Source organism: Pseudomonadota bacterium (assembly GCA_037200975.1).
Classification (GTDB): domain Bacteria; phylum Pseudomonadota; class Gammaproteobacteria; order Steroidobacterales; family Steroidobacteraceae; genus CADEED01.
In genome coordinates this window covers 2,911,351-2,933,228 of sequence record JBBCGI010000001.1, presented here as the reverse complement: position 1 = coordinate 2,933,228, position 21,878 = coordinate 2,911,351, and the positions used below count along the sequence as shown (strand labels likewise).

Below are 21,878 nucleotides of genomic sequence, written 5' to 3'. Positions count from 1 at the left end.
GCTAACTGCGCGCCTTCGGCGCGACGTTGGCGTTCAGCCGGAACAGGTTCCCCGGGTCGAACTTCGCCTTGAGCGCCACCAGGCGATCGAAATTCGGGCCGTAGGTCTCGCGCATGCGATGCGCGTCGTCGTTGTATTCGTTGACGTAGAAACCGCGCGTGTGCGGCTCGAGCTTCTTCCAGGCGCCGCGCGCCCAGTTGCCGACGGCCTCACTCTGCGCCGGATCTTCCCAACCGCTGAACACGAACATGTTGAACGGCGCGGTGCGTTGCGCGAACGCCGTGGCGTCGACCTTCACGCGTGCATAGGCGCCGCCGCCCTGGGGCATCGAAACCGCCTGCACGATGGGTAGATTGGCCTCGGCGATCGTTGCGACCATGGCGTCGGTCAGGCCCTGGCTTGGCTGCTGCACGAAACCGCCCTTGATGTAGTAGCGGCGGCCGGCGGCCGCACCTTCGTCGCCAGAAGCCTGCAACTGTACGTACGGCGTGGGCGCGACGGTGTCGCGGATCGGCTTGCGGAAGCTGCGCAGCGGCGCGAGCACCTTGTCGATGTTGCCGCGCGGCCCGCAGTAACAGACATCGATCGTGAAAAAGCGCACGTCGTTCGGCAGGCGGACCAGCGCGGCGTCGAGATTGAGCTCGTCGGGCGCCTGCATCGCGAAGTCGAAGAAGAATTTCAGCATGTCGGGCGCATCGGCGAACGAATACGCGAGCTCGCCGCCCATCATGATCGGGTCGACCGGGTGCAGCTGGAACTCGAACGACGTCGCCACGCCGAAGTTGCCGCCGCCGCCGCGCAAACCCCAGAAGAGATCCTTGTTCTGCGTGGCGCTTGCGGTGACGAACTTTCCATCGGCGGTGACCAGATCGATCGAGCGCACGTTGTCGCAGGTGAGGCCGAAGCGCCGTCCGAGCCGGCCGAAGCCGCCGCCGAGCGTGAGTCCACCGACACCGGTGTGCGACACGGTGCCGGCCGTGGTCGCAAGCCCATGCACCAGCGACTCGCGATCCAGCGCGCCTAACAACGCGCCACCTTCGATGGTCGCGACCCGCCTGGCGGGGTCGACGTGCGCGCCGTTCATCTGGGAAAGATCGAGCATCAGCCCCTTCTCGCACACCGATTGTCCCGAAAGGCTGTGGCCGCCGCCGCGCACCGCCAGCAGCAGCTGATGTGCTGCCGCGAACTTCACGGCTTCCATCACGTCCGCGGCGCCGCTGCAACGGGCGATGAGCGCCGGATGGCGATCGAATGCCGCGTTCCAGATGCGCCGGGCCCCGTCGTAGCCTGTGCTGTTGCGCAGCAACACGTCGCCGCGCATGCGCCCGGCGAACTCTTTGACGTCGGCGCCTTTCAGGACGATCTGCTTTCCATCGTTGGTCAAGGCCTCGACATCGTCGAAGGCAGCGGCTTCGCTCGCCGCGAACAACTTGCCGAACGGCAACGTGGCGGCGGGTAATGCGGCAAGGGCGGTGCGGACGAATTGGCGGCGTTTGATGACGCTCATGGTTTTTCTTCTCCCCTAAAACGTGGCGGCTAAGTTAACAGCTTTCAGCGATCAGTCACTCCCGTGGCAGCTGCGCACGCAGCCGCCCTATCTCGCGCTCCAGATCCGACACACGTTCGAGCAGGCGCAGCGCCACGCCCAGGCCGCGCGTGTCGAGCTCGAAGTCGTTGCGCAGCCGGCCGGCGGTCCGCGCGACGGTGACCACGCGCGCGCTGAAGGTGTAGGCCGCGCCGCGCGCTTCACGCACGGGTATGGCGCCCACCTGTACCAGATCGAGCAATTCGGGCTCGCTCAGCCCGGACACCTCGACCAGTTCCGCCAGGCTAACTACCCGGTGCTCGTCGAGCCACAGGACTTCGTCGTCGGTCATGTACTCTCCCCGCCAAAATGCCGGCGCGGATCGAACTGCGACTGGTCGCGCAGCTGCTCGTACAGCGCGCGTTCGCCTTCGCCCGGCTGCGCGGGGACGACGATCTGCGTCACCGCGAAAAGATCGCCCGCGCCGCCGCGCGGCTTCGGCAATCCGCGTCCCGACAGGCGCAGCTTCTGGCCGGTCGAGGTGCCCGCCGGCACCTTGAGTTTCACCGCGCCACCGAGCGTCGGCACTTCGACCGTCGCCCCCAATGCGGCTTCCCAGGGGCTGAGCGGCAGATCGAGATACAGGTCGTGATCGGTGGCGCGAAACAGCCGGTGTGTTTTCAGCGAAATATCGAGATAAAGATCCCCGTCGCGCCCGCCATTGAAGCCCTTGCCGCCCTTGCCCGGCAGCCGCAGCCGCTGGCCGTCGACGGCACCGGGCGCCACGCGTGCCTTCACGACGTGCGGCACGCGCCGCAGCTGTCCGGACGCGTCGTATTCAGGCATCGAGAGATTCAGCTCGAGAGTGGTCCCGCGATACGCATCCTCGATGCTGATCTCGACCGGCACTTCGAAGTCCTGTCCGGGTAGTTGGCCGTTCCCCGCGCCGAACGGGCCGCCACGCGCCCCACGCCCGCCGCGCGCGCCGAAGCGCTCGAACAGATCGCCGAAGTCGACGCCGTCGAAGGAGAAGTTCTCGGCGCCGCCGGCGGCGCCATGCTGCCGGGCCCAATCGGGCGGTGGCCGGAATTCCTCACCCTGCGGCCGCTGGCCCAACGCGTCGTAGGCGGCGCGTTTTTCCGGATCTTTCAGCGTCTGGTACGCCTCGGCCACTTCCTTGAAGCGATCCTCGGCACCGGCTTCCTTGGAAACGTCCGGGTGATACTTCTGCGCGAGTTTTCGATACGCCTTCTTGATTTCGTCAGGCGAAGCGCCGCGCGCGACTCCGAGCGCGGCGTAATAGTCGGTGTACTTCATCTCTCTCCGTGGCGGGTCTGGCTCAATTCCCGCCCGGCCCCGTGGGCATCTGCTTGAGCTTGTAACCGGCGGGAATCTCGAACATCGACGCGGGGACCGCTTCCTCGCGCCACACTTTCATGACGGTCTCTTCGGGGGCGAGCTTGCCGTTCTCGTAGCTGCGCAGCCGCACCGGATATCCATTGGTTTTGACGTGCGCGCTGAATTCGTTGCCCAACATGCCGGCCAGCATGGGGACGGATTTCGCCATTTCGTCGAACACCTTCGCGAAATTGCCGAACACGGTCTGGAAGTTCTCCTTGCCGGGTAACGAGGCGAACGGCACCACGCAGACCTGCTCGTCGAGCTCGTCGTTGCGTTTGATGTCCCACAGCCTGCAGGCACGCCCATCTACCTTGTCCGACTTGCCGCTGTCGAGCGCCTCCACCGTCCATTTCTGGTCGTTGCCGCCCATGCCGGGAATCTTGCCCATGGCCGCTTCCATCTGCTCGCGTTGCTCGGGCGGCAGTTTGGCGAGCTGGTCTTTGACCTGCGCCATCTCGTCGTTCATCTTTTTGGAGAGCTTCTCCATCGTGGCCTTGTCGAACACGACGTAACTCTTGTCGGCGTCGTCGACGATGTACATCGTGTTGCCCTTGATGATCGACACGTGCCCGCTGTCGTCGACGATGCGTCCCGAGCCGTCCTGCAGGTACATCTTCTGCGCAGGCGCGGTCGTGTTCGTCGAGAGGTTGTGATTGACCATCTCGATGTAGACGCCGGCGCCCGCCGTCTGCGCGACCAGCAAGGCCGCGACGCTGCCGTAAATCCGCTTCATGGAGCCCCTCTCGAGTTTTGCGTGACGGAGACTGTAGCACCGCGTGTCAATGCCTGTATTTTGTCGACGATTTTCATAGACTTGAACGCATGCTCACTCCCTGGGACTTTGCCGCGCCGCATTTCGTATCCGTGGCCGTACAGCCGGACGACATCGACGCCTGCACGCGGATGCCGGCGGAATTTTCGGCGACGTACGTGGCCACCTGATGGAAGAGCGTCGCAAGCCGGTACTGGGCCGCGTCGTGCCAGGCGTGTCGCCCGACCTGCAACGGAGGCTGCGGCGCTTCTTCGCGCTGGCGCAGGCGTTGGGCACGCGGCTCGCCGGCTGGCTGGCGTTTCGCATGTTCCTCACGCCGCCGCGGCGCGCCATGGACGCCACCGACGCGCAGGTCAGTGCGCAGGCGCAGAAATCCACGCTGCGGTTCGGGACGGAGGAGTTCACGCTGTGGCGCTGGGACCATGGCGGCCCCACGGTCGTGCTGCTGCATGGCTGGGGTTCCCGCGCCTCGCGCTTCGGCAATTTCATCGCGCCGCTGCGCGCGGCGGGGTTCACAGTGATCGGCATCGACGCGCCGGCGCACGGGGATTCACGCGGCCGCAGCGCCGACCTGCCGCGTTTCCGCGAAAGCCTGGCGCAGGTGCTGCGCCTGCACGAGCCCATTCACGCCGTGATCGGGCATTCGCTCGGCGGCGGCGCGGTGCTCACCGTGCTGGCCGAAACCGCCGAACATCATCCGAAGAAGATCTGCCTGTTCGGCGTACCCGGCGACATGGACTACATCCTGGAATCGTTCGCCATGATGCTGGGATTGAAGCCGCCCGCGATGGCCAACCTGCGCGCGCGGTTCGCGGCGAAGTTCGGACGCCCGGCCCGCGAGATTTCCGTGCGGGCCGCGGCGCCGAGCGTGCGCGTGCCGGTGCTGGTGGTGCACGACGAGGACGACAACGTCGCGCCGTTCGCGCAAGGGTCGGCGCTCGCCGCGGCCATTCCGGGCGCGCGGCTGCTGGCGACGCGTGGCTTCGGCCACAGCGGCGCATTACGCGACGCCGCGACGATCGAACGCGTCGTGGCATTCCTCAGGGAGTGAACGCGCCGCGGTACTAACTACCGGCCGGCGCGCGGGAATCAGAAGCTGACGCGGAAGAACAGCTCCGGGCCGCTCACGTCCATGTTGAACAGCAACGGCTCGTCGTCCGTGACCAGCAGCTCGGTCACGTACTTGTTGTAACCCAGGCCGATCGCGAGATTCTTGCGCCAGCGGTACTGGATGTCGGCGTGGTAGTCGGACATCTTGCCGTCGAAATCCTCGGGGCTCGCCGAGAAGGACTGGCCACGCGCGGTGATCGCCCAGCGCTTCGAGATGCGAAACGCCGCGTTCACGGCGATCGTCGGGAAGATGCCGACCTGGTCGGCCTTCTCGAAATTGGTGGTGCCGGGCTCGCGGCCCTCGGCGTGCGCTTCGATGATGTGGATGCCGAGCCCGGCGCCCGCCTCGAAGCGTTCGAACTTGAAGAACGAGTAGGTATAGGTGAACGACAGGACGCGCCAGTCGAGCTTGCTGCGGAAATTCGTGCCGGCATCGAAAGTGAAATTGCCGAAGTTGATGTCTTCGGCCAGCGGCTGCTCGTGGAAGCGATTCAGTTTGAAATAGTCGACGCGCACGTGATTGCGCTCTTTCATGCGGATGTCGAATTCCAGGCGGCCCTGGTTGATCTCGTCGTCGAGTCCGAGATCGTCCTCGGCGTTCAGCAACGAACCCTGGTTCAACGCGCCCTGGTCGAGGCGCAGCTCGGTGGTGACCGACGGCTGGAAATAGATGCCACGCATGTAGAAGTGGTCGCTGACCGGGCTCGCGAGCTCGAGATGCTTCGGTTTGAGCACGTCGCTGGGCTTGAGCACCGGCTCCGCCTTTTCCTTGCGCGGGCCATTCTCGACCGGCTCTTCCCGGTCCCTGCGCCACAGGGCGCATCCGGTACTCAAAAGACACAGCAGAACGATGAGCCCCAGGCGCATTCGCGACTCCCTATCGACCAGTGGCGGAAAGCACAAAACAAGCGGCCCCGGAATGCGGGGCCGCGCCATGATCTAACAGGTTTGGAAGCCGCGCCAGCGTCGGCTTAAGGAGACGGGCCCGGTGTGACGTACCGCACACCGGGCCTTGGGTTCGTGCGGGGACAGACTGAAGTCTGCCCCACGCGTCTACCTCTTCATCGCGTCGAAGAACTCGGCGTTGGTCTTCGTATCCTTCATCTTGTCGAGCAGGAACTCGACCGCGGCCAGCTCATCCATCGGATGCAGCAGCTTGCGCAGGATCCAGATCTTCGCCAGTTCGCCCGGGTCGGTGATGAGCTCTTCCTTGCGGGTGCCCGAACGATTGATGTTCATGGCGGGGAACACACGCTTTTCAGCGATGCGGCGATCCAGGTGGATTTCGCAGTTGCCCGTGCCCTTGAACTCCTCGTAGATCACGTCGTCCATCTTCGAGCCGGTGTCGATGAGCGCGGTGGCCAGGATAGTTAGGCTGCCACCCTCCTCGATATTGCGCGCGGCGCCAAAGAAGCGTTTCGGCCGCTGCAACGCATTGGCGTCCACACCACCGGTGAGCACTTTGCCGGAGCTCGGCACCACGGTGTTGTAGGCGCGCGCCAGGCGCGTGATGGAATCGAGCAGGATCACGACGTCTTTCTTGTGTTCGACCAGGCGCTTGGCCTTTTCGATCACCATTTCCGCGACCTGCACGTGGCGGGCGGCGGGTTCGTCGAACGTCGAGGAGACCACTTCGCCCTTCACGGTGCGCTGCATCTCGGTCACTTCTTCCGGGCGCTCGTCGATGAGCAGCACGATGAGGTGCACTTCCGGGTGGTTAGCCGTGATGGAGGTGGCGATGTTCTGCAGCAGCATGGTCTTGCCGGCTTTCGGCGGCGAGACGATGAGGCCGCGCTGGCCCTTGCCGATGGGCGAGACCAGGTCGATGGCGCGGGCGGTGAGATCTTCCGTCGAACCATTGCCCCGCTGCAGCTTGAGCCGCTTGGTGGGATGGAACGGCGTCAGGTTCTCGAACAGCACCTTGTTGCGCGAAGAATCGGGAGAATCGAAATTGATCTCGCCGACTTTCAGCAGCGCGAAGTAGCGCTCGCCATCTTTCGGCGGGCGGATCAGGCCCGAGATGGTGTCGCCGGTGCGCGCGTTGAAGCGGCGGATCTGGCTGGGCGATACGTAAATATCGTCCGGACCAGCGAGATAACTGCCGTCGGACGAGCGCAGGAAGCCGAAGCCGTCCTGCAGGATTTCGAGCACGCCATCGCCGTAGATGTTCTGGCCGTCGCGCGAGTGGGCCTTGAGGATGCCGAAGATGATGTCCTGCTTGCGCGAGCGGGCCATGCCTTCGACGCCCATGGACTCGGCCATCTTGACCAGTTCGTAGATCGGCTTGGCCTTGAGCACCGACAGATTCATCGAGCTCTTGGTGGCCGCGAGATCGGCCTGGCTGATGATTTCCGAGGCGTCTACTTCGAACGCCTCGGGCGGCTGGTCGTCGGGGCGCGGGCCGCCATTGTTGCCGGGCCGGTAGTTCGGATCGCGGTTGCCGTCGCGGTCGCGTTGTCCGCCACCGCCGCCTCCACCGCCGCCACGGCCACCGTCGTGACGCGGACCTTTGTTAGGGCGATTTCGGCCGCCTTGATTTCCCAAATAGCCTCTCACAGGTGTGCGTCCAGAAAGGACTTCAGGTCGGGCTTGCGCACCGAGCCGACCTTCTGGGCCTCCACCGTGCCGTTCTTGAAGAGAATCAGCGTCGGGATGTTGCGGATGCCGTATTTCGGCGGCGTTTGCGGATTCGACTCGATGTCGATCTTGGCGATGCGGAGCTTGTCTTTGTACTCCGTCGCGATCTCGTCGAGGATCGGCGCGATCATCTTGCAGGGCCCACACCACTCGGCCCAGAAGTCGAGAAGAACGGGCTTGTCGGACTTGAGCACGTCCTGACTGAACGTAGCGTCCGTGGTGTGGACGATATCCGGGTTACTCACGTGGAAGGACCTCCGATAAAAATCAAAAATATCTCGAGTAATCGAGCGGTATTTAGTGGGTTGAAGCTTGTGCTTCGTGGCGCGGCAGGAAGCCGTGCTCAGGACGCGATCAAACGGGTTAGACTGCGCTGCGCAGTCAAATGGCCTGATTGAGTGTAGAAGACCGTGTGGTTAAGGAAGCTTTGGATTTGCGGCTCGAGGCTCTGTGAGGAGCAGTCCGCGTCTTGGGAGCATTTTTTAACTGGTCCGCCTGCCATTTGCAAGCGCCAGATGCGCCGAGAAGACGCCAGATATCTTGAATACATAAATAACGGTCATTAATGACAGAGACACACCTTTCCGAGCTGGCGTTCGCCTCGCTCGATCTCGTTCCCGAAGTGGCACAGGGCATCCGCGATGCCGGTTTTGTCCGTGCGACACCGGTCCAGGCAATGACCTTGCCCATCGCCCTCACCGGCAAAGATGTCGCGGGGCAGGCACAGACGGGTACCGGTAAAACGGCAGCCTTCCTGGTGGCGCTGTTCCAGCGGCTGCTGACCAACCCGATGCCGGGACGCAGCGCCACCGGGATTCGCGCCCTGATCCTCGCGCCGACACGCGAACTGGCGGTGCAGATCTTCAACGACGCGGAAGTGCTGGGTAAGCACACGGGGCTCAAGATCGGCGTCGTATATGGCGGCGTCGATTACGAAAAACAACGCAAGTCGTTGCAGGACGGCATGGACGTGCTGATCGGCACTCCGGGCCGCGTCATCGACTACTTCAAGCAACACGTGTTCGACATGCGGCATGCGCAGGCCGTGGTGCTCGACGAGGCGGATCGCATGTTCGATCTCGGCTTCATCGCCGATATCCGCTTCATCCTGCGGCGGCTGCCGAAGCCCGAGTTGCGGCAGTCCATGCTGTTTTCGGCGACCTTGTCGCAGCGGGTGCTCGAGCTCGCGTACGAACACATGAACAACCCCGAGCTCGTGCGCATCGAGCCCGACCGCGTCACCGCCGACAAGGTGCGGCAGCTGATTTACTTCCCGGCAATGGAAGAAAAGATTCCGCTGCTCATAGGGCTGCTGCGCCTGTACGACGCGCACCGCACGATGGTGTTCGTGAACACCAAGCGCGTCGCGGAGAAGCTCGAGGCCTATCTGATCGCGAACGGCTTCAAGGCACAGGCGCTGTCGGGCGACGTGCCGCAGAAGAAGCGGCTGCGTTTCATGAAGGAATTCCACTCGGGCGAGCTCGCCGTGCTGATCGCGACCGATGTCGCCTCGCGTGGTCTGCACATTCCCGACGTGAGCCACGTGTTCAATTACGACCTGCCGCAGGACGCGGCCGACTACGTGCATCGCATCGGCCGTACGGCGCGTGCCGGCGCCGAGGGCGATGCGATCAGCTTCGGCTGCGAGGAATACGCGGTAGGCCTGCCGGACATCGAGCGCTACATCTCGCACAAGATCGAAGTCGCGCCGGTCAAGCTGGAATTGCTGGCCAAGGACCTCAAACCGCCGGTCTACAAGGAATGGGACCCGGAAGACGGCCCGCGCCCGATGCGCCGTCCCGGTGGTGGCGGTGGCGGCCGGGGTGGCCCGCGCAGACCCGGTGGCGGGGGTGGCCCGCCGCGTCGCGGCGGCGGCCCACGCCGCGGCGGTAGATAGTGGTGCCGGGGTGCAATTATCGTAATTGCGCCCGCGCTGAGCTCGCCCCGGCGCCGGCGCAATTACGATAATTGCACCCCGGCACCACTAGAGGTCGGCGACTCCATCTACCGCGGCATGATCCGCATGCTCGCGGCGCGAGCCGCGGGTATCCCAGTGGCGTACGCCGTATACCCAGCGAATGCCGGCGTTGCGAGCCGCATCCAGCATCTTCGAATTGTCATCGGCGAACAGCGCGTGTGCGGGATCGAACCCGAAGTGCGCCGACGCTGCGTTCCAGAACGGCGCGTGCTCCTTCGGATGGCCGAAATCGTGTGAAGTCACGGCGCCGTCCAGATAGTCCAGCACGCCGGTTTCTTCGTGTTTCACGGCGAGCGCGACCGGGTGCGAATTGGTGAGCAGCAGCAGCCGTTTGCCGGCCGCGCGCATCCGCTGCAGGAATTCCTGCGCACCGGGCAGCCATGCCACGTGCGAGCGCACCTCGCGATGCAACGCGCCGATGTCGATCTCGAGCGTGCGCGACCAGTATTCGATGCAGTACCAGTCGAGGGTGCCGCTGCGCTCGCGAAAGCGCCGGGCGATTTCCGCGTAGGCCGCATGCAGCTCCATCGCGTGCGCCACCGCGAATCGCTGCGGCACGAGATCGCGCCAGATGTGGTTGTCGTAGGCCTGGTCGAGCAACGTGCCGTCGAGATCGAGCAGCACCGTGTCGATCGCCGCCCAGTCCGGCCGCGAATCGTTGCGTTGAGGGAGGGGCGACATGAGGGGCGTATCATACGGCCCCCGCATGGACTCAACCCCCGAACCGCTGGTCGATTTCCACACCCACAGCCATTACTCCGATGGCGTGCTGGCGCCGGCGGCGCTGGTCGAACGGGCGCGCGGCCGCAATGTCGGCACGTTGGCGCTCACCGATCACGACACCACCGCCGGCCTCGCGGAGGCACGCGCTGCGTGCGCCACGGCGGGCGTCGAATTCGTTGCCGGTGTCGAGTTGTCCTGTCACTGGCGCGGCCAAACTATTCACATCGTCGGGCTGCAGTTCGAGGAGTCACACGCCGGCTTGCAATCGCACCTGCGTTCGGTGCTCGCGCGGCGCCAGGCACGCCTCGCGGAAATCGGCGAACGGCTCGAAAAACGCGCCCGGCTGCCGGGCCGCGAACTGGCCGCCATCGCAGCGCAGGCCACCGCCCCCACCCGCCTGCACCTGGCACGGCTGCTGGTCGAGCGCGGTCACGCAAAGGACACACAGGAAGCCTTCGATCGCTGGCTGAATCGCGACAAGGCAGGCCACGTGCCGGCGGAATGGCCCACGCTCGCGGCGGCCATGACGGCTTTGCGCGACAGCGGCGCCATTGCCGTGCTCGCGCATCCGCATCGTTATCGCTGCTCGTCCGGGCAGATGCGCGAACTGGTCGCGGCTTTCGTGCAGGAAGGTGGACGGGCCCTCGAGGCGAGCATGGCCGGCATGGGCCCGAACGACGCGGATCGCATCGCCTCGTTATGTCGGAGATTCAAGCTGCACGCCTCGATGGGCTCGGATTTTCACGATCCGGCCGTGCCGTGGAATCCCCTTGGCCGCTGGCTTAAGCTTGCCGCCGGTCTCGAGCCGGTCACCCAGGTCCTGAAAAGCCACGCCTTGAAAGACGACCCCCTCAAGCGATGACAGACATCGAAGATCAGGACAACGTCGATCGCGAGCTGTTCAAGAACGTTGAAAAGCTGCGTGAGCTGCGCATCGCGCACCGCGATCTCGACGAGGTGATCTCGCGACTGTCACTCGACTTCCAGTCCGACCAGCTGCAGCTGAAGCGCCTCAAGAAACGCAAGCTCATCCTCAAGGACCAGATCACCCGGCTCGAAAGCGAGCTGATTCCCGATCTGAACGCATGAGTACGCCGCGGCGGATCCAATCGTGAGGAATTTTTTCGAGCAGCTCACGACACCCGACATCATGGCCGAAGTGATCGTCATCATCATGGCGGCGTTGCTGGCATCGGGGCTCGCTCACTACATCAAGAACTGGTTGCGACCGTTGGCGGCGCGCGCGGACCTCGGGCGCTGGCCGCAGCGGTTGATCGTCGCCGGCATGGTCCTCGCGCCTTCGTTCGTGGCGCTGGCGCTGTTGCTCGGGTTGTTGGCCCTGTTCGCCAGCTTCGACATGCCCACCGCGCTCATCGACATCGCCAAGGACTTGGCGACGGTGCTCATCCTGGTGCGTTTCGCCATGCACCTGCTGAGCATTTCGCTCGGGCCGAATACCTGGGTGCGCACCTGGGAACTGCGCCTCACGTTCGTGATCTGGGTGGCGTTGTCGTTCCAGATCCTCGGCTGGTTCAACGCCATCGAACACACGCTCGACAAGATAGACCTCATCCCCGGCAAGGCGGAGTTCAGCCTGTGGGCGCTGCTCAAGGGCGTCGTGGTCATCGCCGGATTCCTGATCGCCACCAGCCTGATCGCGCGCGCCGTGGAACGGCGCGTGATGAAACTCGAGGGCATCGCGATCTCGACGCGTATCGGCATCTCGAAATTCTCGACTTTCGCTCTGCTCGCGCTCGGTGTCCTGTTAGGCGTCAACGCCTCCGGCGTCGACCTGACCGCGTTGACCGTGCTCACCGGCGCGGTGGGCCTGGGGCTCGGCTTCGGCCTGCAGTCGATCGCCAGCAATTTCGTCTCGGGCTTCGTGTTGCTGCTCGACAAATCCATCAAGCCCGGCGACGTCATCAGCTTCACCGGCACCACCGGCACGAGCAGCGAGAACTTCGGCTGGGTGCAGGAGCTGCGCGGCCGCTATATCGTCGTGCGCGACCGGGACGGCGTCGAAACGCTGGTGCCCAACCAGAACCTGATGACGAACTCCGTCATCAACTGGAGCTACTCCGACCAGCGCGTGCGCATCCGCCTGCCGGTGATGATCAGCTTCAACGACGATCCGGAGATCGCGCTGCAGGTGCTGATCGATGCGGCCGCCAACCATCCGCGCATCCTCAAGGATCCGGGACCGGTCTCGCGGCTCATGAGCTTCGAGAATTACGGCATGCGCGTCGAAGTGCGCTTCTGGATCCGCGATCCGATGAACGGCGTGAACAACGTGCGTTCCGACGTCAACCGGGAGATCTGGCGCCTGTTCAAGAAACACAGCATCACCATCCCGGTGCAGCAGCATGAAGTGCGCGTGATCCAGCACGAGCCGGACGTTCCGGGCTTCCGGCGCTAGTCGCCACATGGGTTTGTTAGTCAGGCCGGGCCTGGAAATTCCGGACGCGGATCTGGAAGTGGCCTTCATACGTTCGGCGGGTCCCGGCGGGCAGAACGTCAACAAGGTGGCCACCGCGGTCCAGCTGCGCTTCGCGCTCGACCGCAATTCGACGTTGCGACCCGACGTCAAGACGCGCCTGCGTGCGCTCGCGGGGCAGCGGGTCACCGACGCGGGTGAAATCCTGATCCAGGCGCGTGAGTCGCGCAGCCAGGAAAAGAACCGCCGCGATGCCGAGGAGCGCCTGCTCGATCTCATCCGGCGCGCGCTCATCGTCCCCAAGAAACGCCACGCCACGAAGCCGACGCGGGCTTCGAAGGAACGGCGGCTTGACGCGAAATCCCATTCGCAAAAAAATAAACGCCTGCGTGGCAAAGTGCGCTTCGACGATTGAGCCCGGGCAGGAGTTGCTGATGATTCCATGGCGCGAAAAGTGGCGAGCCTTCGCGATCCATTTCGCGGTGACGCTGGTGTTCGCCGCTGGCGCCGCCGCCATCATCTTCGGCGCGTGGTTTCCCGACCCGTTCGACACGCTGATCGGCGGCGCGGAATTGTTCGTGCTGGTGGTCGGCTGCGATCTGGTGCTCGGCCCGCTGCTGTCGCTGGTCATCTGGGACAGCCGCAAGGGCCGCGGCAAACTCGTGTTCGACTACTGCGTGGTGGGTGTCATCCAGATCGCGGCCCTGGTGTACGGCGTGTGGATCGTGGCCGGTTCGCGCCCGGTGTACGTGGCGTTCGTCGGCGACCGCCTCGAAGTGGTCACCGCGCGGGACATCCGCCCGGACGAGCTCGCCGCGGCGCGCGACCCCATCTACCGCTCGCCGCCGCTCACCGGACCCAGGCTGGTCGCCGTGGTCGTCCCGCCCGCCGAACGCACCGACGCTTTGTTCCAGGCGCTCGACGGCAATGAAGAGCAGAGCCGGCCGAAATTCTTCGTGCCGTACGAATCGCAGCTGTCCACGATCCAGAAGCACATCTTCCCGCTGGCCGACCTCGAGAAGCGGCATCCGGAGGGCAAGGAAAAAATTGCCGCCGCGCGCGCCTCGACCGGATTGCCGGACTCGCAGTTGCGCTGGATGCCGCTGCGTTACCGCGAGGCGTTCTGGACAGTGCTGGTGGACGCCGGAACGGGCCGGCCGCTCGAGTACTTCGACCTCGACCCGTACTGAACGCGCCGGCGCGCGTCAGTTGTTAGGCGCGCCGTGCGTGGAGACGTGGGTCGAGTCGAGCTCCACCACCCAGCTGCTGATCCGCTTGAAGACTTCCGCGCCGGCCCAATCCACGCCGTCGTCGAACAGGATGCGCAAGGTGGATGCATCGGGAATGAGGCCGAGATAGTTGTCGATGGTCAAGCGGTCGACGCCGTCCGCGGTGCGCACCACCAGCGAATCGTTCATGCGCGCCAGCGTCACGTCCGCGGGCTGGATGCCGGGGCCGACATGCAGATCGAGCCGGCCGGCGATCCACCAGTCGGTGATTGCGACATGGCCGGAGCCGCGACCCCAGCGATACTCGGCGTGCGCCGCGACCTCCGGCTCGTCTTCCACCTCGGCCTCGACGCCGACGCGGAATTGCCCGCTGCGCTCGAGCTCGTCGAGGTACTCCTCGGCCTCCGGCGCGTACGGCACGTCTAACAACTTGGCGGTATTGCTCGAATCCTTCATTGCTGTCTCGCAGTCCCTGCATGAGACCTGTGGGCACTGTTACTACGACGCCGCCCGCTGTCCATAGGTTCCCACCTACACAAGCGGCGCCAAATGCGAAAAGCCCGTGCCGCGGCGTGTTATGTCGCCACACAAATGCACAATTTCCCCACGTTTCAGGGTTTGGAGGAGCGGCCGCGCGCTTTCTACCTCTGCTTGCGCCGCTCCAGCGCCTGTTTCTGGTCCACGTAGGCGCGGCCTATCCACTGTGCCGCGTTGAAGTTCGCGCCGCCGTATTTTTCCTCGAACTCCTTCGTCGGCCGCGCTTCGACCACCTGCTCCTGCGTCTTTCCGGCCTTCACGAGTTTGGCCACCCGGTCGCGCACCACGACCAGCATGTCGTGATAGGCCTGCAGCTCCGCCTTGTTGCCGAGCGGGCCATGGCCGCGAATGATCTTCGTCGCGTCATCGACGGTCGCGAGCACCGTCTCGTGCGCGCGGATGAAGCCATCGAACGTGCCGCCATTGCTGCCGTCGATGAACGGAAAGCCGCCGGTGAAGATATCGCCCATGTGCACGACGTTGGCCTTGCGGAAGCGGACGGCGATGTCGGTTTCGGTGTGCGCGTTCGGCAGGTGCGTGAATTCGAGATCGTCATCGTTGAAGTGCAGCGTGGCGCTGTCGGCGAACGTGACGACGGGCAGCGCTTCGCGGGCGCGCGCCTCGGTGGTCGTGTTGCTCGCCGCGTTCACCTGCGGGGTAGACAGGCGCTTGCGCACGTTGTCCTGCGCGATGATCACGGCGCCCGACTTGCCGAACGCATCGTTGCCACCCGTGTGATCGCCATGCAGGTGCGTATTGATGACGAACTTCACCGGCTGCTCCGACAGCAGCGCCACCGCTGCGCGGATTTTCGGCACCATGTCCGCGAACTGGTCGTCGATGATGGCGGCACCATCGGCGCCCACGGTGAGCCCGACATTGCCGCCGCGGCCGACCAACATGTAGATGCCGGGTGCGACGCTGACGGTTTCGATCTTCACGTCCGGTGGCGGCGCGGCGGGCGGCTGCTGAGCTGCGGCCACGGCGCTCAGAGTGAATCCCATCGCGGCGAGGCATGTTTCCCTGATTCGGGCTTTCATTTTCCTGCTCCCGGCCCAGCGGCCGCTTTTTCCCGGATCAATCGCCACAGGTCGACGACGTGTTCGTGTTCGGTCGCGGCCGTACCGAACGAGACTCGCACGGCCCACCGATCCGTCAGGAGCGTCGGCGTGAGGTAGGCCTCGCCGGAATCGTTGACGGCCTGCGCCCAGGCGCGCGTATGTGCGTCTACCGCGGATGGGTCGATGCCGGGCGGTTCGTGGCGCAGCACCAGCGTCTGCAGGCGCACGGGCGCGAGGATCTTCCAGTGCGGCGCGCGCGCCACTTCGGCCGCCAGCCATTGCGCGTGGCGCAGGTCGCGCCGCAGCCGGGCCTGCAGGCCCGTCACCCCCTGGTCGCGAATCACGAACCACAGTTTGAGTGCGCGCATGCGCCGGCCCAACGGGATGCCCCAGTCGCGGTAGTTATGCACCACGCCGTCGGCGGCGGTCTGCAGATAACTCGGGTTGGTCGACATCACGCGCACCAGGAACTGCGGGTCGCGCACGTAGTAGGTGGAACAGTCGAACGACACGCCTAACCACTTGTGCGGGTTCACCACGAGCGAGTCGGCACCCTCGACGCCATCCCACAGGACGCGGCATTCCGGGACGATCATGGCCGAGCCGGCCATCGCGGCATCGACGTGCAGCCAGATTTTTTCGCGCGTCGCGATCGCGGCGACCGCGGCCAGCGGATCGAAAGCGGTGGTGGCGGTGGTGCCGCAGGTGGCGACGATGGCGCAGGGTTGCAGCCCGGCCGCGATATCCCGCGCGACCGCCTGCTCGAGCGCGGCGACGTCCATGTCGAAGTTCGCGTCGACCGGCACGAGACAGACATTGTCGCGGCCGAAGCCCGCGAGCAGCGCGGCCTTCTCCACCGAGCTGTGCGACTGCGCGGACACGTAGACGACGAGCGGCGCCACCCGGCCCTGCAACCCGCCGCGCACCGCGCTGTAGTTCGTGGCGCGCTCGCGAGCACAGACCAGCGCGACGAAGGTGGCGGTGGACGCGGTGTCCTGGATGACACCGGACCACTGTGTCGACAGCCCCAGCATCTGGCGCCACCAGTCGAGACATACTTCTTCGAGCTCCGTCAGCGCCGGGCTGGCCTGCCAGTTCAGTCCCAGCTGGCCCAATCCCGTGCTCACCAGGTCGCCGAGCACGGCGGCTGGCAGGCCATTCGAAGGAAAGTAACCGTGGAAGCGCGGATCCTGCCAATGCGTGCAGGCGGGCACGATCAACGCGTCGAGGTCACACCGAATGGCGTCGAAATCTTCCGGCAGTTGCGGCGGGCTCTTGGGCAGCGCGTCGCGTAACGCGCCCGGCGCGGTGCGCGCCATCACGGGATATTCCGCGCGCGCGACCCGCTCGCGATAGTCGGCGATCCAGTCGATGAGCTCGTGACCGGCGCGTCGAAACTCGTCGGGAGTCATGAGAGGGTGCCGGGTGGTGAAAGTGGGGAGAAGAAAATGGGGACATCCCTCGTTTCGAAGTTAGCAGGCTAGTTTGTCGATGTCGGTGGCGCAAATCGGGACCTGCCTCTTCGAGGCGCGTTCCCATTTGCTAGGAATCGAGGGATGTCCCCATTTTCTTTTCCCCGCTTTCCCCACCCGGCACCAGCCAGGTCGCGAGGGCCGGCAGCAGCAGGATGGCGCCCAGCATGTTCACGAAGAACATGAAGGTGAGCATGATGCCGATGTCGGCCTGGAACTGCAGGGGGGAGAACACCCAGGTCACGACGCCGATGGCGAGCGTGATGCCGGTGAAGATGATGCTGGCGCCGGTGACACGCATGGTCTTGAGATAGGCGTCGTGCACATTGTCGCCGCCCTTCAGGTATTCCTGCATGCGGCTCCACAGATAGATGCCGTAGTCGACGCCGATGCCCGCGCCCAGCGCAACCATGGGTAACGTGTTCACCTTGAGCCCGATCCCGACGATGGCCATGACCGCGTAGACCAGGATCGACACCAGCGCCAGCGGCAGGAACACCAGCACCGTGCCCAACCAGCTGCGGAACGTCAGCAGGCACATGAGGATCACCGCGGCGAACACCCAGCCCAGGATCGGATATTCCTTCGCCTTCACTTCTTCATTGGTCGCCGCCATCACGCCCACGTTGCCCGTGGCGAGATTGAAGGTGGCGTTCGGAAACGTGTTGAGCGTGCGCCAGGCTTTCACTTCGGCCACGACGCGCTCGATGGTCTCGGCCTTGTGATCACGCAGGAACAACATGACCGGCACCACGTTGCAATCGGCGTTCAGCAGGCCGGTGCTGGTTTCGATGTAACGCGTCGATTGCGTCAGCTGGCTGGGTTCGCGCGGAATGTTGCGCCACTTGAGGCTGCCCTCGTTCCAGCCCGCGATGGCGATCTTGGCGACCAGCGGCAGCGAGACCACTTCCTGCACACCGTCGACGTTGCGCATCTTCCACGAGAAATTGTCGATGGCCGACATGAGCTCGTAGCTGGTGCAGGCCGGCTCCTTCGTCTCCACGATCACGGTCAGGATGTCGACGCCGATGGAGAACTTGGTGGTGATGATGTTGCTGTCGCGGTTGTAGCGCGAATCCGCGCGCAGCTCCGGCACGCCGGATTGTGTATCGCCGATGGGCGTCTCGCGGCCCTTCCACACGCCGAACACGCCTAACAACACCGACCCGATGATGATGCCGAGCGCGGTCCTGCGTTCGGTGACCTTTGCCAGCCGCTGCCAGTAGCGGGCCAGCGTCGCCTGGCGCACTTCCACGCGCGCGCGGTACTTCTCGTCCCACGTGACCCAGGACACCAGCACCGGCAGCAGCACGAGATCGGTGAGGATCACGATGGCAACGCCGATGCTCGCCGTGATGGCCATCTCCTGCACCACCTGCACCGGGATCAGCAGGATGGTGACGAAGCCGATCAGATCGGCGAGCAGCGCGATGACGGCGGGCATCAGCAGCTGGCGGAACGTGAGCCGCGCGGCCTCTTCGCTGCCGTGACCGGCGACCGCGGATTCCTTCACGGCGCTGATCTTCTGCACGCCGTGGGAAACGCCGATGGCGAAGATGAGGAACGGCACGAGCAGACCCAGCGGATCTATCCCGTAGCCCAGCAATACCAGCGTGCCGAGCTGCCAGACGACCGCAACGATGGAACACACGATCGGCACCACGGCGACTTTCAGCGACTGCACGTAGTACCAGACCGCCAGCAACGTCAGCAGGATCGTGACGACCGCGAACGTGATGACGGAGGATGCGCCGTCCGCGATGTCGCCCACGACCTTCGCGAAGCCGATCATGTGCACGTCGATGGCGGAGCCCGTGGCCGACGACGGATGCGCCTGCACCAGCACGTCGTTGCCCTGGATCCGGTCGCGCACGCGGCTCTCGAGCTGGCGCGCCACTTCGATCGGATCGATCGCCTTCCCGGTCGCGTCTTTCTCGAGCACGATGGCGGACACCAGCGCGCCCGAGAAGTCGTTGGCCACCAGCCGGCCGCGGATGCCGGCCTTCAGGATGTTCTCGCGCACCTTCGCCAGCGCCTCGGGCGTGGGCACGAATTCGGAGTCGACTACGTTGCCGGCGTCGATGCCGCCTTCAACGACCTCCATGTAACGCACGTTGGGCGTGAACAGCGACTGCACGCGCGTGCGGTCGATGCCGTCCATGACCAGCACTTCGTCGGTGGCCTTCTTGAGTGCGTCGAAGAACCCGGGCGTGAACATGTTGCCGTCGCGCGCGATCAGCGCGACCAGGACGCGGTTCGCACCGCCGAACTCGCTCTGGTGCTTGACGAAGGTCTGCATGTACTCGTGTTTGAGCGGCAGCTGCTTCGTGAACGACGCATCGATGTGCAGGCCGCGGGCGGCCACCGTCAGCATCCCGATGGTGATGAGCGCGAACACGACCACGATGACGCGCCGGTGCCCGAAGATCAGGCGTTCGAGAATGCTCGCGACCTTTCCGGGCGCCTTGTCGGGATCGCCGGGGCCGGCCATGTCTAACTACCCCCGTCGAGGTGGATGGTGCGTACGCCGCCTTCACCGGCGACGATCACCGTGCCGGCCGGACCGGGCAGCAGCGCCGAGACGCCCTTGCGATCGTCCTGCTGCGTCAGCCGGAAGGTTTCGCCGGCATCACCCGACACCAGCAACACGCCGGCGAGGCCGCCGATGACGACGCGCAGGTCGTTGATGGCGACGCCATCGGTCAGCATCGCGGTAGTGTGCGAATCGAGCTCGTGCCAGGTCTCGCCGGCATCGGCCGAACGGAACAGGTGGCCGCGCAAGCCGAACGCCAGCAGGCCCTCGCCGCGGATCGGCACGAGGCCGAAGAAACTGCCCTCGTAAGGCGACGGCAATGCGCGCCAGTGCGCACCGCGATCGTCGGAGCGATACAGTTGCCCGCCTTCGGCGGCGACGTACAGGCGATTGCCCACGCCGACGATGCGGTTGAGGTGGTAGTCAGGCGGAGGCTCGTCGTCCGCGGCCGCGGGTGCGCCTTCCGGCTTCGTCGCCGGCGGTGCGACGAATTTCGCGCTGGCCCAGTGCCGGCCGCCGTCATTGGTGGTGAAGTAGGCGCCGTAGGCGCCCACGGCAATGCCGCTGACGCGATTCGCGAACCACAGGTCGAGCAAGGGCTGCTGCGCTTCGGGCGCGAAGTGCGAACGCGTCCACGTCTCGCCGCCATCGACGGTGTTGAGAATGGTTTCGTCGTGGCCGACGGCCCAGCCGTATTCGTTGTCGGCGAAGAACACGGCGGTGAGCATGGCGCGCGTGGGGACGCTCTTCGCCTGGCGCCAGGTCGCGCCCTGATCGTCGGAGAGCAACACGTGGCCACGCTCGCCCACGGCGACCATGCGGCTGCCCGCGACGGCCAGGTCGAGCAGCAACGACTGCGCGGCCAGCGGCTCGATCTCCGCCGGCTTGTTGGCGAAGTCGTTGGGATCGATCTGCGCCGGCGCGACGGCCGGCACGAAGCCCGAGCCCGCGAGTGCCACGATCAGCGCGAGGCCGAATGGACGCCTCATCCAGAACCCCCGTGTGAAAGGTGCCGGGTGGGGAAAGTGGGGAGTCCTCTCCCCACTTTCCCCACCCGGCACCTTCATTCGCGGCACCTTATTCGATCAACGCACGCCGCGGCGTTGCAGGGCGGCGGGCTGGTAGTCGGCCACGGTGCGCTTCTGCGAGAAGTCGCGGCTGCGCGGCTCTTCGTTGTCGAGGCCGAGCGCCAGGTAACGGCCGTTGCTCAGGTCGTACACCGTCTCGAGCGCGGTCCACAGCGCCGGCACTTCGTAGAAATTGATGACGTGGCCTTCCTGGACGCGATAGAGCTGACCACGGCTGTCGTAGCAATCCACGGCCACGATCTGCCAGCTGTCCTCATCCACGTACAAGGTGCGTCGGCTGTAGAGATGGCTCTGCCCCGCCTTGAGTTTCGAATCCACCACCCAGACGCGATGCAGCTCGTAACGCGCCACGTCCGGGTTGATGTGATTCTTCTTGAGGATGTCGCCGTACTTGAGCGTGTTCGAGTTGAGCTTGTAGCTGTTGTACGGCACCAGCAGCTCTTTCTTGCCGACCAGCGTCCAGTCGTAACGCTGCGGGCTGCCGTTGTACATGTCGAACTGGTCGGAGGTGCGCAGGTTGTCCGAGTTGGTGCCGGGATTGTCGAACGCCACGTTCGGCGCGCGGCGCACGCGGCGCTGTCCCGGGTTGTAGACCCAGGCGCGGCGATTCTCGAGCGACTGATCCAGCGTCTCCTGCACCAGCAGCACTTCGCCGGCGAGGCGCGCGGGCGCGACTGTCTCCTGGATGAAATACGCGATGATGTTGTTGAGGTTCTCGCTCTTCGCGCCCGCCAGGCTGTACGCGACCATCGTCTCGTCGCGGAACTTGACCATCGTGTAATCACCGCCCGCGGTCACCGGCGCCTGGCCGATGTTGCGCACGATGACGTCGCCGCGATAACGCAGCACGTGGTTCCAGAACACTTCGACACCCGACTGCGGAATCGGGAACGGAATGCCTTCCCCGGCGTTGGTGACGCCGTTGCCATCCTTCGCCAGCTGCGCGGTGGTCGCGATGCGCTTGGTGGCGTCATAAATCCGCTGCGGCGCGGCCGCGCTGCGATGCGTCGGGTACACGTTCATCTTGAACGTGGCCTTGTACGTCTGCAGCAGCTTCTTGTGGCCTTCGGTCAGCTTGTTCGCGTATTGCCCCATGTTGGCCGCGGTCACGGTGTACAGCGGTTTGTCGCTGGCGTACGGATCGGGGTGATGCTGGCCCGGGCGGAAGTTCGCGAACCCCGCCTGCGCCGCCGAGGTGATGCCACCGTCCCACGCGGGAATGGAGCCGTCGGCATTGCCGGCTTTCTCGGCGCCCAGCGGCGTGAGCTCGGCGCCGAGCTTCGCGGCATCGCTGGCCGACACGGCCGCCATCGCGTGCACGCCCAGCGTCAGTCCCGCCATCATTCCCAGAACGGGAGCTACGAATTTTTTCAGCATG

The 21,878-nt window shown here is 65.0% G+C and carries 21 protein-coding genes; 7 read left to right on the top strand and 14 right to left on the bottom strand.

Features of this window, described 5'->3' with window-relative positions; translation table 11 throughout:
• Position 1: 1 nt before the first annotated feature.
• From WDO72_13280 to WDO72_13265, 4 genes are read right to left on the bottom strand one after another with little or no spacing between them, the layout of a single operon-like run.
• Complete coding sequence (locus WDO72_13280; protein ID MEJ0086654.1) at positions 2–1,507, bottom strand: FAD-binding oxidoreductase; 1,506 nt, start codon at positions 1,505–1,507, stop codon at positions 2–4.
• 55 nt (positions 1,508–1,562) lie between these two features.
• Positions 1,563–1,877 carry a chaperone modulator CbpM gene (locus tag WDO72_13275; protein ID MEJ0086653.1) on the bottom strand — a complete coding sequence of 105 codons (315 nt, stop codon included), beginning with the start codon at positions 1,875–1,877 and terminating at the stop codon, positions 1,563–1,565.
• Positions 1,874–2,842, bottom strand: coding sequence for a DnaJ C-terminal domain-containing protein (locus tag WDO72_13270; GenBank protein MEJ0086652.1), 969 nt, complete (start codon positions 2,840–2,842; stop codon positions 1,874–1,876). The genes WDO72_13275 and WDO72_13270 overlap by 4 nt, the downstream gene beginning before the upstream one ends.
• A 22-nt stretch (positions 2,843–2,864) precedes the next feature.
• On the bottom strand, positions 2,865–3,659 hold the full coding sequence (locus WDO72_13265) for a hypothetical protein (protein MEJ0086651.1): 795 nt from the start codon (positions 3,657–3,659) through the stop codon (positions 2,865–2,867).
• Between the two features lie 208 nt (positions 3,660–3,867).
• Between WDO72_13265 and WDO72_13260 the strand changes: the two genes are divergently transcribed.
• Positions 3,868–4,749: an alpha/beta fold hydrolase gene (locus WDO72_13260; protein MEJ0086650.1), complete on the top strand. Its 882-nt coding sequence runs from the start codon at positions 3,868–3,870 to the stop codon at positions 4,747–4,749.
• Between the two features lie 38 nt (positions 4,750–4,787).
• On the opposite strand, the gene WDO72_13255 is transcribed toward WDO72_13260, so the two are convergent.
• The 3 genes from WDO72_13255 to trxA form a co-directional block, all read right to left on the bottom strand.
• Entirely contained in the window at positions 4,788–5,675 is an 888-nt protein-coding gene (locus WDO72_13255) for a hypothetical protein (GenBank protein ID MEJ0086649.1), read from the bottom strand.
• A 186-nt stretch (positions 5,676–5,861) separates the two neighbouring features.
• Complete coding sequence (gene rho / locus WDO72_13250; GenBank protein MEJ0086648.1) at positions 5,862–7,118, bottom strand: transcription termination factor Rho; 1,257 nt, start codon at positions 7,116–7,118, stop codon at positions 5,862–5,864.
• Positions 7,119–7,360: 242 nt separating this feature from the next.
• Positions 7,361–7,690 (bottom strand): thioredoxin TrxA, encoded by a 330-nt coding sequence (gene trxA / locus WDO72_13245; protein ID MEJ0086647.1) that lies wholly within the window; start codon positions 7,688–7,690, stop codon positions 7,361–7,363.
• Positions 7,691–8,010: 320 nt separating this feature from the next.
• Between trxA and WDO72_13240 the strand changes: the two genes are divergently transcribed.
• Positions 8,011–9,342: a DEAD/DEAH box helicase gene (locus WDO72_13240; protein MEJ0086646.1), complete on the top strand. Its 1,332-nt coding sequence runs from the start codon at positions 8,011–8,013 to the stop codon at positions 9,340–9,342.
• A gap of 87 nt (positions 9,343–9,429) precedes the next feature.
• Here the strand turns inward: WDO72_13240 and yrfG are convergent, their stop codons facing one another.
• Positions 9,430–10,104, bottom strand: coding sequence for a GMP/IMP nucleotidase (yrfG, locus tag WDO72_13235; GenBank protein MEJ0086645.1), 675 nt, complete (start codon positions 10,102–10,104; stop codon positions 9,430–9,432).
• Between yrfG and WDO72_13230 the strand changes: the two genes are divergently transcribed.
• From WDO72_13230 to tfpZ, 5 genes are read left to right on the top strand one after another with little or no spacing between them, the layout of a single operon-like run.
• On the top strand, positions 10,103–11,008 hold the full coding sequence (locus tag WDO72_13230; protein MEJ0086644.1) for a PHP domain-containing protein: 906 nt from the start codon (positions 10,103–10,105) through the stop codon (positions 11,006–11,008). The two genes, yrfG and WDO72_13230, sit on opposite strands and share 2 nt — an antisense overlap.
• Positions 11,005–11,235, top strand: coding sequence for a YdcH family protein (locus tag WDO72_13225; protein MEJ0086643.1), 231 nt, complete (start codon positions 11,005–11,007; stop codon positions 11,233–11,235). Before WDO72_13230 ends, WDO72_13225 begins: the two co-directional genes overlap by 4 nt.
• Positions 11,236–11,257: 22 nt before the next feature.
• The gene (locus WDO72_13220) at positions 11,258–12,562 is read left to right on the top strand and encodes a mechanosensitive ion channel domain-containing protein (GenBank protein MEJ0086642.1); all 1,305 of its coding nucleotides are present in this window, start codon (positions 11,258–11,260) and stop codon (positions 12,560–12,562) included.
• A 7-nt stretch (positions 12,563–12,569) separates the two neighbouring features.
• The gene (gene arfB / locus WDO72_13215) at positions 12,570–12,995 is read left to right on the top strand and encodes an alternative ribosome rescue aminoacyl-tRNA hydrolase ArfB (GenBank protein MEJ0086641.1); all 426 of its coding nucleotides are present in this window, start codon (positions 12,570–12,572) and stop codon (positions 12,993–12,995) included.
• A gap of 19 nt (positions 12,996–13,014) precedes the next feature.
• Positions 13,015–13,770, top strand: coding sequence for a TfpX/TfpZ family type IV pilin accessory protein (tfpZ, locus tag WDO72_13210; protein MEJ0086640.1), 756 nt, complete (start codon positions 13,015–13,017; stop codon positions 13,768–13,770).
• 15 nt (positions 13,771–13,785) lie between these two features.
• On the opposite strand, the gene WDO72_13205 is transcribed toward tfpZ, so the two are convergent.
• The 6 genes from WDO72_13205 to WDO72_13180 form a co-directional block, all read right to left on the bottom strand.
• Positions 13,786–14,265 carry a hypothetical protein gene (locus WDO72_13205; protein ID MEJ0086639.1) on the bottom strand — a complete coding sequence of 160 codons (480 nt, stop codon included), beginning with the start codon at positions 14,263–14,265 and terminating at the stop codon, positions 13,786–13,788.
• A 185-nt stretch (positions 14,266–14,450) separates the two neighbouring features.
• Positions 14,451–15,386 carry an MBL fold metallo-hydrolase gene (locus WDO72_13200; protein ID MEJ0086638.1) on the bottom strand — a complete coding sequence of 312 codons (936 nt, stop codon included), beginning with the start codon at positions 15,384–15,386 and terminating at the stop codon, positions 14,451–14,453.
• Positions 15,383–16,819, bottom strand: coding sequence for a pyridoxal-dependent decarboxylase (locus WDO72_13195; protein ID MEJ0086637.1), 1,437 nt, complete (start codon positions 16,817–16,819; stop codon positions 15,383–15,385). The genes WDO72_13200 and WDO72_13195 overlap by 4 nt, the downstream gene beginning before the upstream one ends.
• A 130-nt stretch (positions 16,820–16,949) precedes the next feature.
• A complete protein-coding gene (locus tag WDO72_13190; protein ID MEJ0086636.1) occupies positions 16,950–19,370 on the bottom strand; it encodes an MMPL family transporter in 2,421 nt (806 codons plus the stop codon).
• Positions 19,371–19,372: 2 nt separating this feature from the next.
• Positions 19,373–20,401 carry a hypothetical protein gene (locus tag WDO72_13185; protein MEJ0086635.1) on the bottom strand — a complete coding sequence of 343 codons (1,029 nt, stop codon included), beginning with the start codon at positions 20,399–20,401 and terminating at the stop codon, positions 19,373–19,375.
• Between the two features lie 96 nt (positions 20,402–20,497).
• Positions 20,498–21,877: a DUF1329 domain-containing protein gene (locus WDO72_13180; protein ID MEJ0086634.1), complete on the bottom strand. Its 1,380-nt coding sequence runs from the start codon at positions 21,875–21,877 to the stop codon at positions 20,498–20,500.
• Position 21,878 lies beyond the last annotated feature (1 nt).

Excerpts from the sequence above, each read along its gene's own strand:
- rho (MEJ0086648.1), bottom strand. The coding sequence starts at position 7,118 with ATGAATCTGTCGGTGCTCAAGGCCAAGCCGATCTACGAACTGGTCAAG.
- WDO72_13280 (MEJ0086654.1), bottom strand. The coding sequence starts at position 1,507 with ATGAGCGTCATCAAACGCCGCCAATTCGTCCGCACCGCCCTTGCCGCA.
- WDO72_13200 (MEJ0086638.1), bottom strand. The coding sequence starts at position 15,386 with ATGAAAGCCCGAATCAGGGAAACATGCCTCGCCGCGATGGGATTCACT.
- tfpZ (MEJ0086640.1), top strand. The coding sequence starts at position 13,015 with ATGATTCCATGGCGCGAAAAGTGGCGAGCCTTCGCGATCCATTTCGCG.
- WDO72_13265 (MEJ0086651.1), bottom strand. The coding sequence starts at position 3,659 with ATGAAGCGGATTTACGGCAGCGTCGCGGCCTTGCTGGTCGCGCAGACG.
- WDO72_13240 (MEJ0086646.1), top strand. The coding sequence starts at position 8,011 with ATGACAGAGACACACCTTTCCGAGCTGGCGTTCGCCTCGCTCGATCTC.
- WDO72_13275 (MEJ0086653.1), bottom strand. The coding sequence starts at position 1,877 with ATGACCGACGACGAAGTCCTGTGGCTCGACGAGCACCGGGTAGTTAGC.
- WDO72_13190 (MEJ0086636.1), bottom strand. The coding sequence starts at position 19,370 with ATGGCCGGCCCCGGCGATCCCGACAAGGCGCCCGGAAAGGTCGCGAGC.
- WDO72_13255 (MEJ0086649.1), bottom strand. The coding sequence starts at position 5,675 with ATGCGCCTGGGGCTCATCGTTCTGCTGTGTCTTTTGAGTACCGGATGC.
- WDO72_13195 (MEJ0086637.1), bottom strand. The coding sequence starts at position 16,819 with ATGACTCCCGACGAGTTTCGACGCGCCGGTCACGAGCTCATCGACTGG.
- WDO72_13205 (MEJ0086639.1), bottom strand. The coding sequence starts at position 14,265 with ATGAAGGATTCGAGCAATACCGCCAAGTTGTTAGACGTGCCGTACGCG.
- WDO72_13230 (MEJ0086644.1), top strand. The coding sequence starts at position 10,103 with ATGAGGGGCGTATCATACGGCCCCCGCATGGACTCAACCCCCGAACCG.
- WDO72_13185 (MEJ0086635.1), bottom strand. The coding sequence starts at position 20,401 with ATGAGGCGTCCATTCGGCCTCGCGCTGATCGTGGCACTCGCGGGCTCG.
- WDO72_13180 (MEJ0086634.1), bottom strand. The coding sequence starts at position 21,877 with ATGCTGAAAAAATTCGTAGCTCCCGTTCTGGGAATGATGGCGGGACTG.
- WDO72_13225 (MEJ0086643.1), top strand. The coding sequence starts at position 11,005 with ATGACAGACATCGAAGATCAGGACAACGTCGATCGCGAGCTGTTCAAG.
- WDO72_13260 (MEJ0086650.1), top strand. The coding sequence starts at position 3,868 with ATGGAAGAGCGTCGCAAGCCGGTACTGGGCCGCGTCGTGCCAGGCGTG.
- WDO72_13270 (MEJ0086652.1), bottom strand. The coding sequence starts at position 2,842 with ATGAAGTACACCGACTATTACGCCGCGCTCGGAGTCGCGCGCGGCGCT.
- yrfG (MEJ0086645.1), bottom strand. The coding sequence starts at position 10,104 with ATGTCGCCCCTCCCTCAACGCAACGATTCGCGGCCGGACTGGGCGGCG.
- arfB (MEJ0086641.1), top strand. The coding sequence starts at position 12,570 with ATGGGTTTGTTAGTCAGGCCGGGCCTGGAAATTCCGGACGCGGATCTG.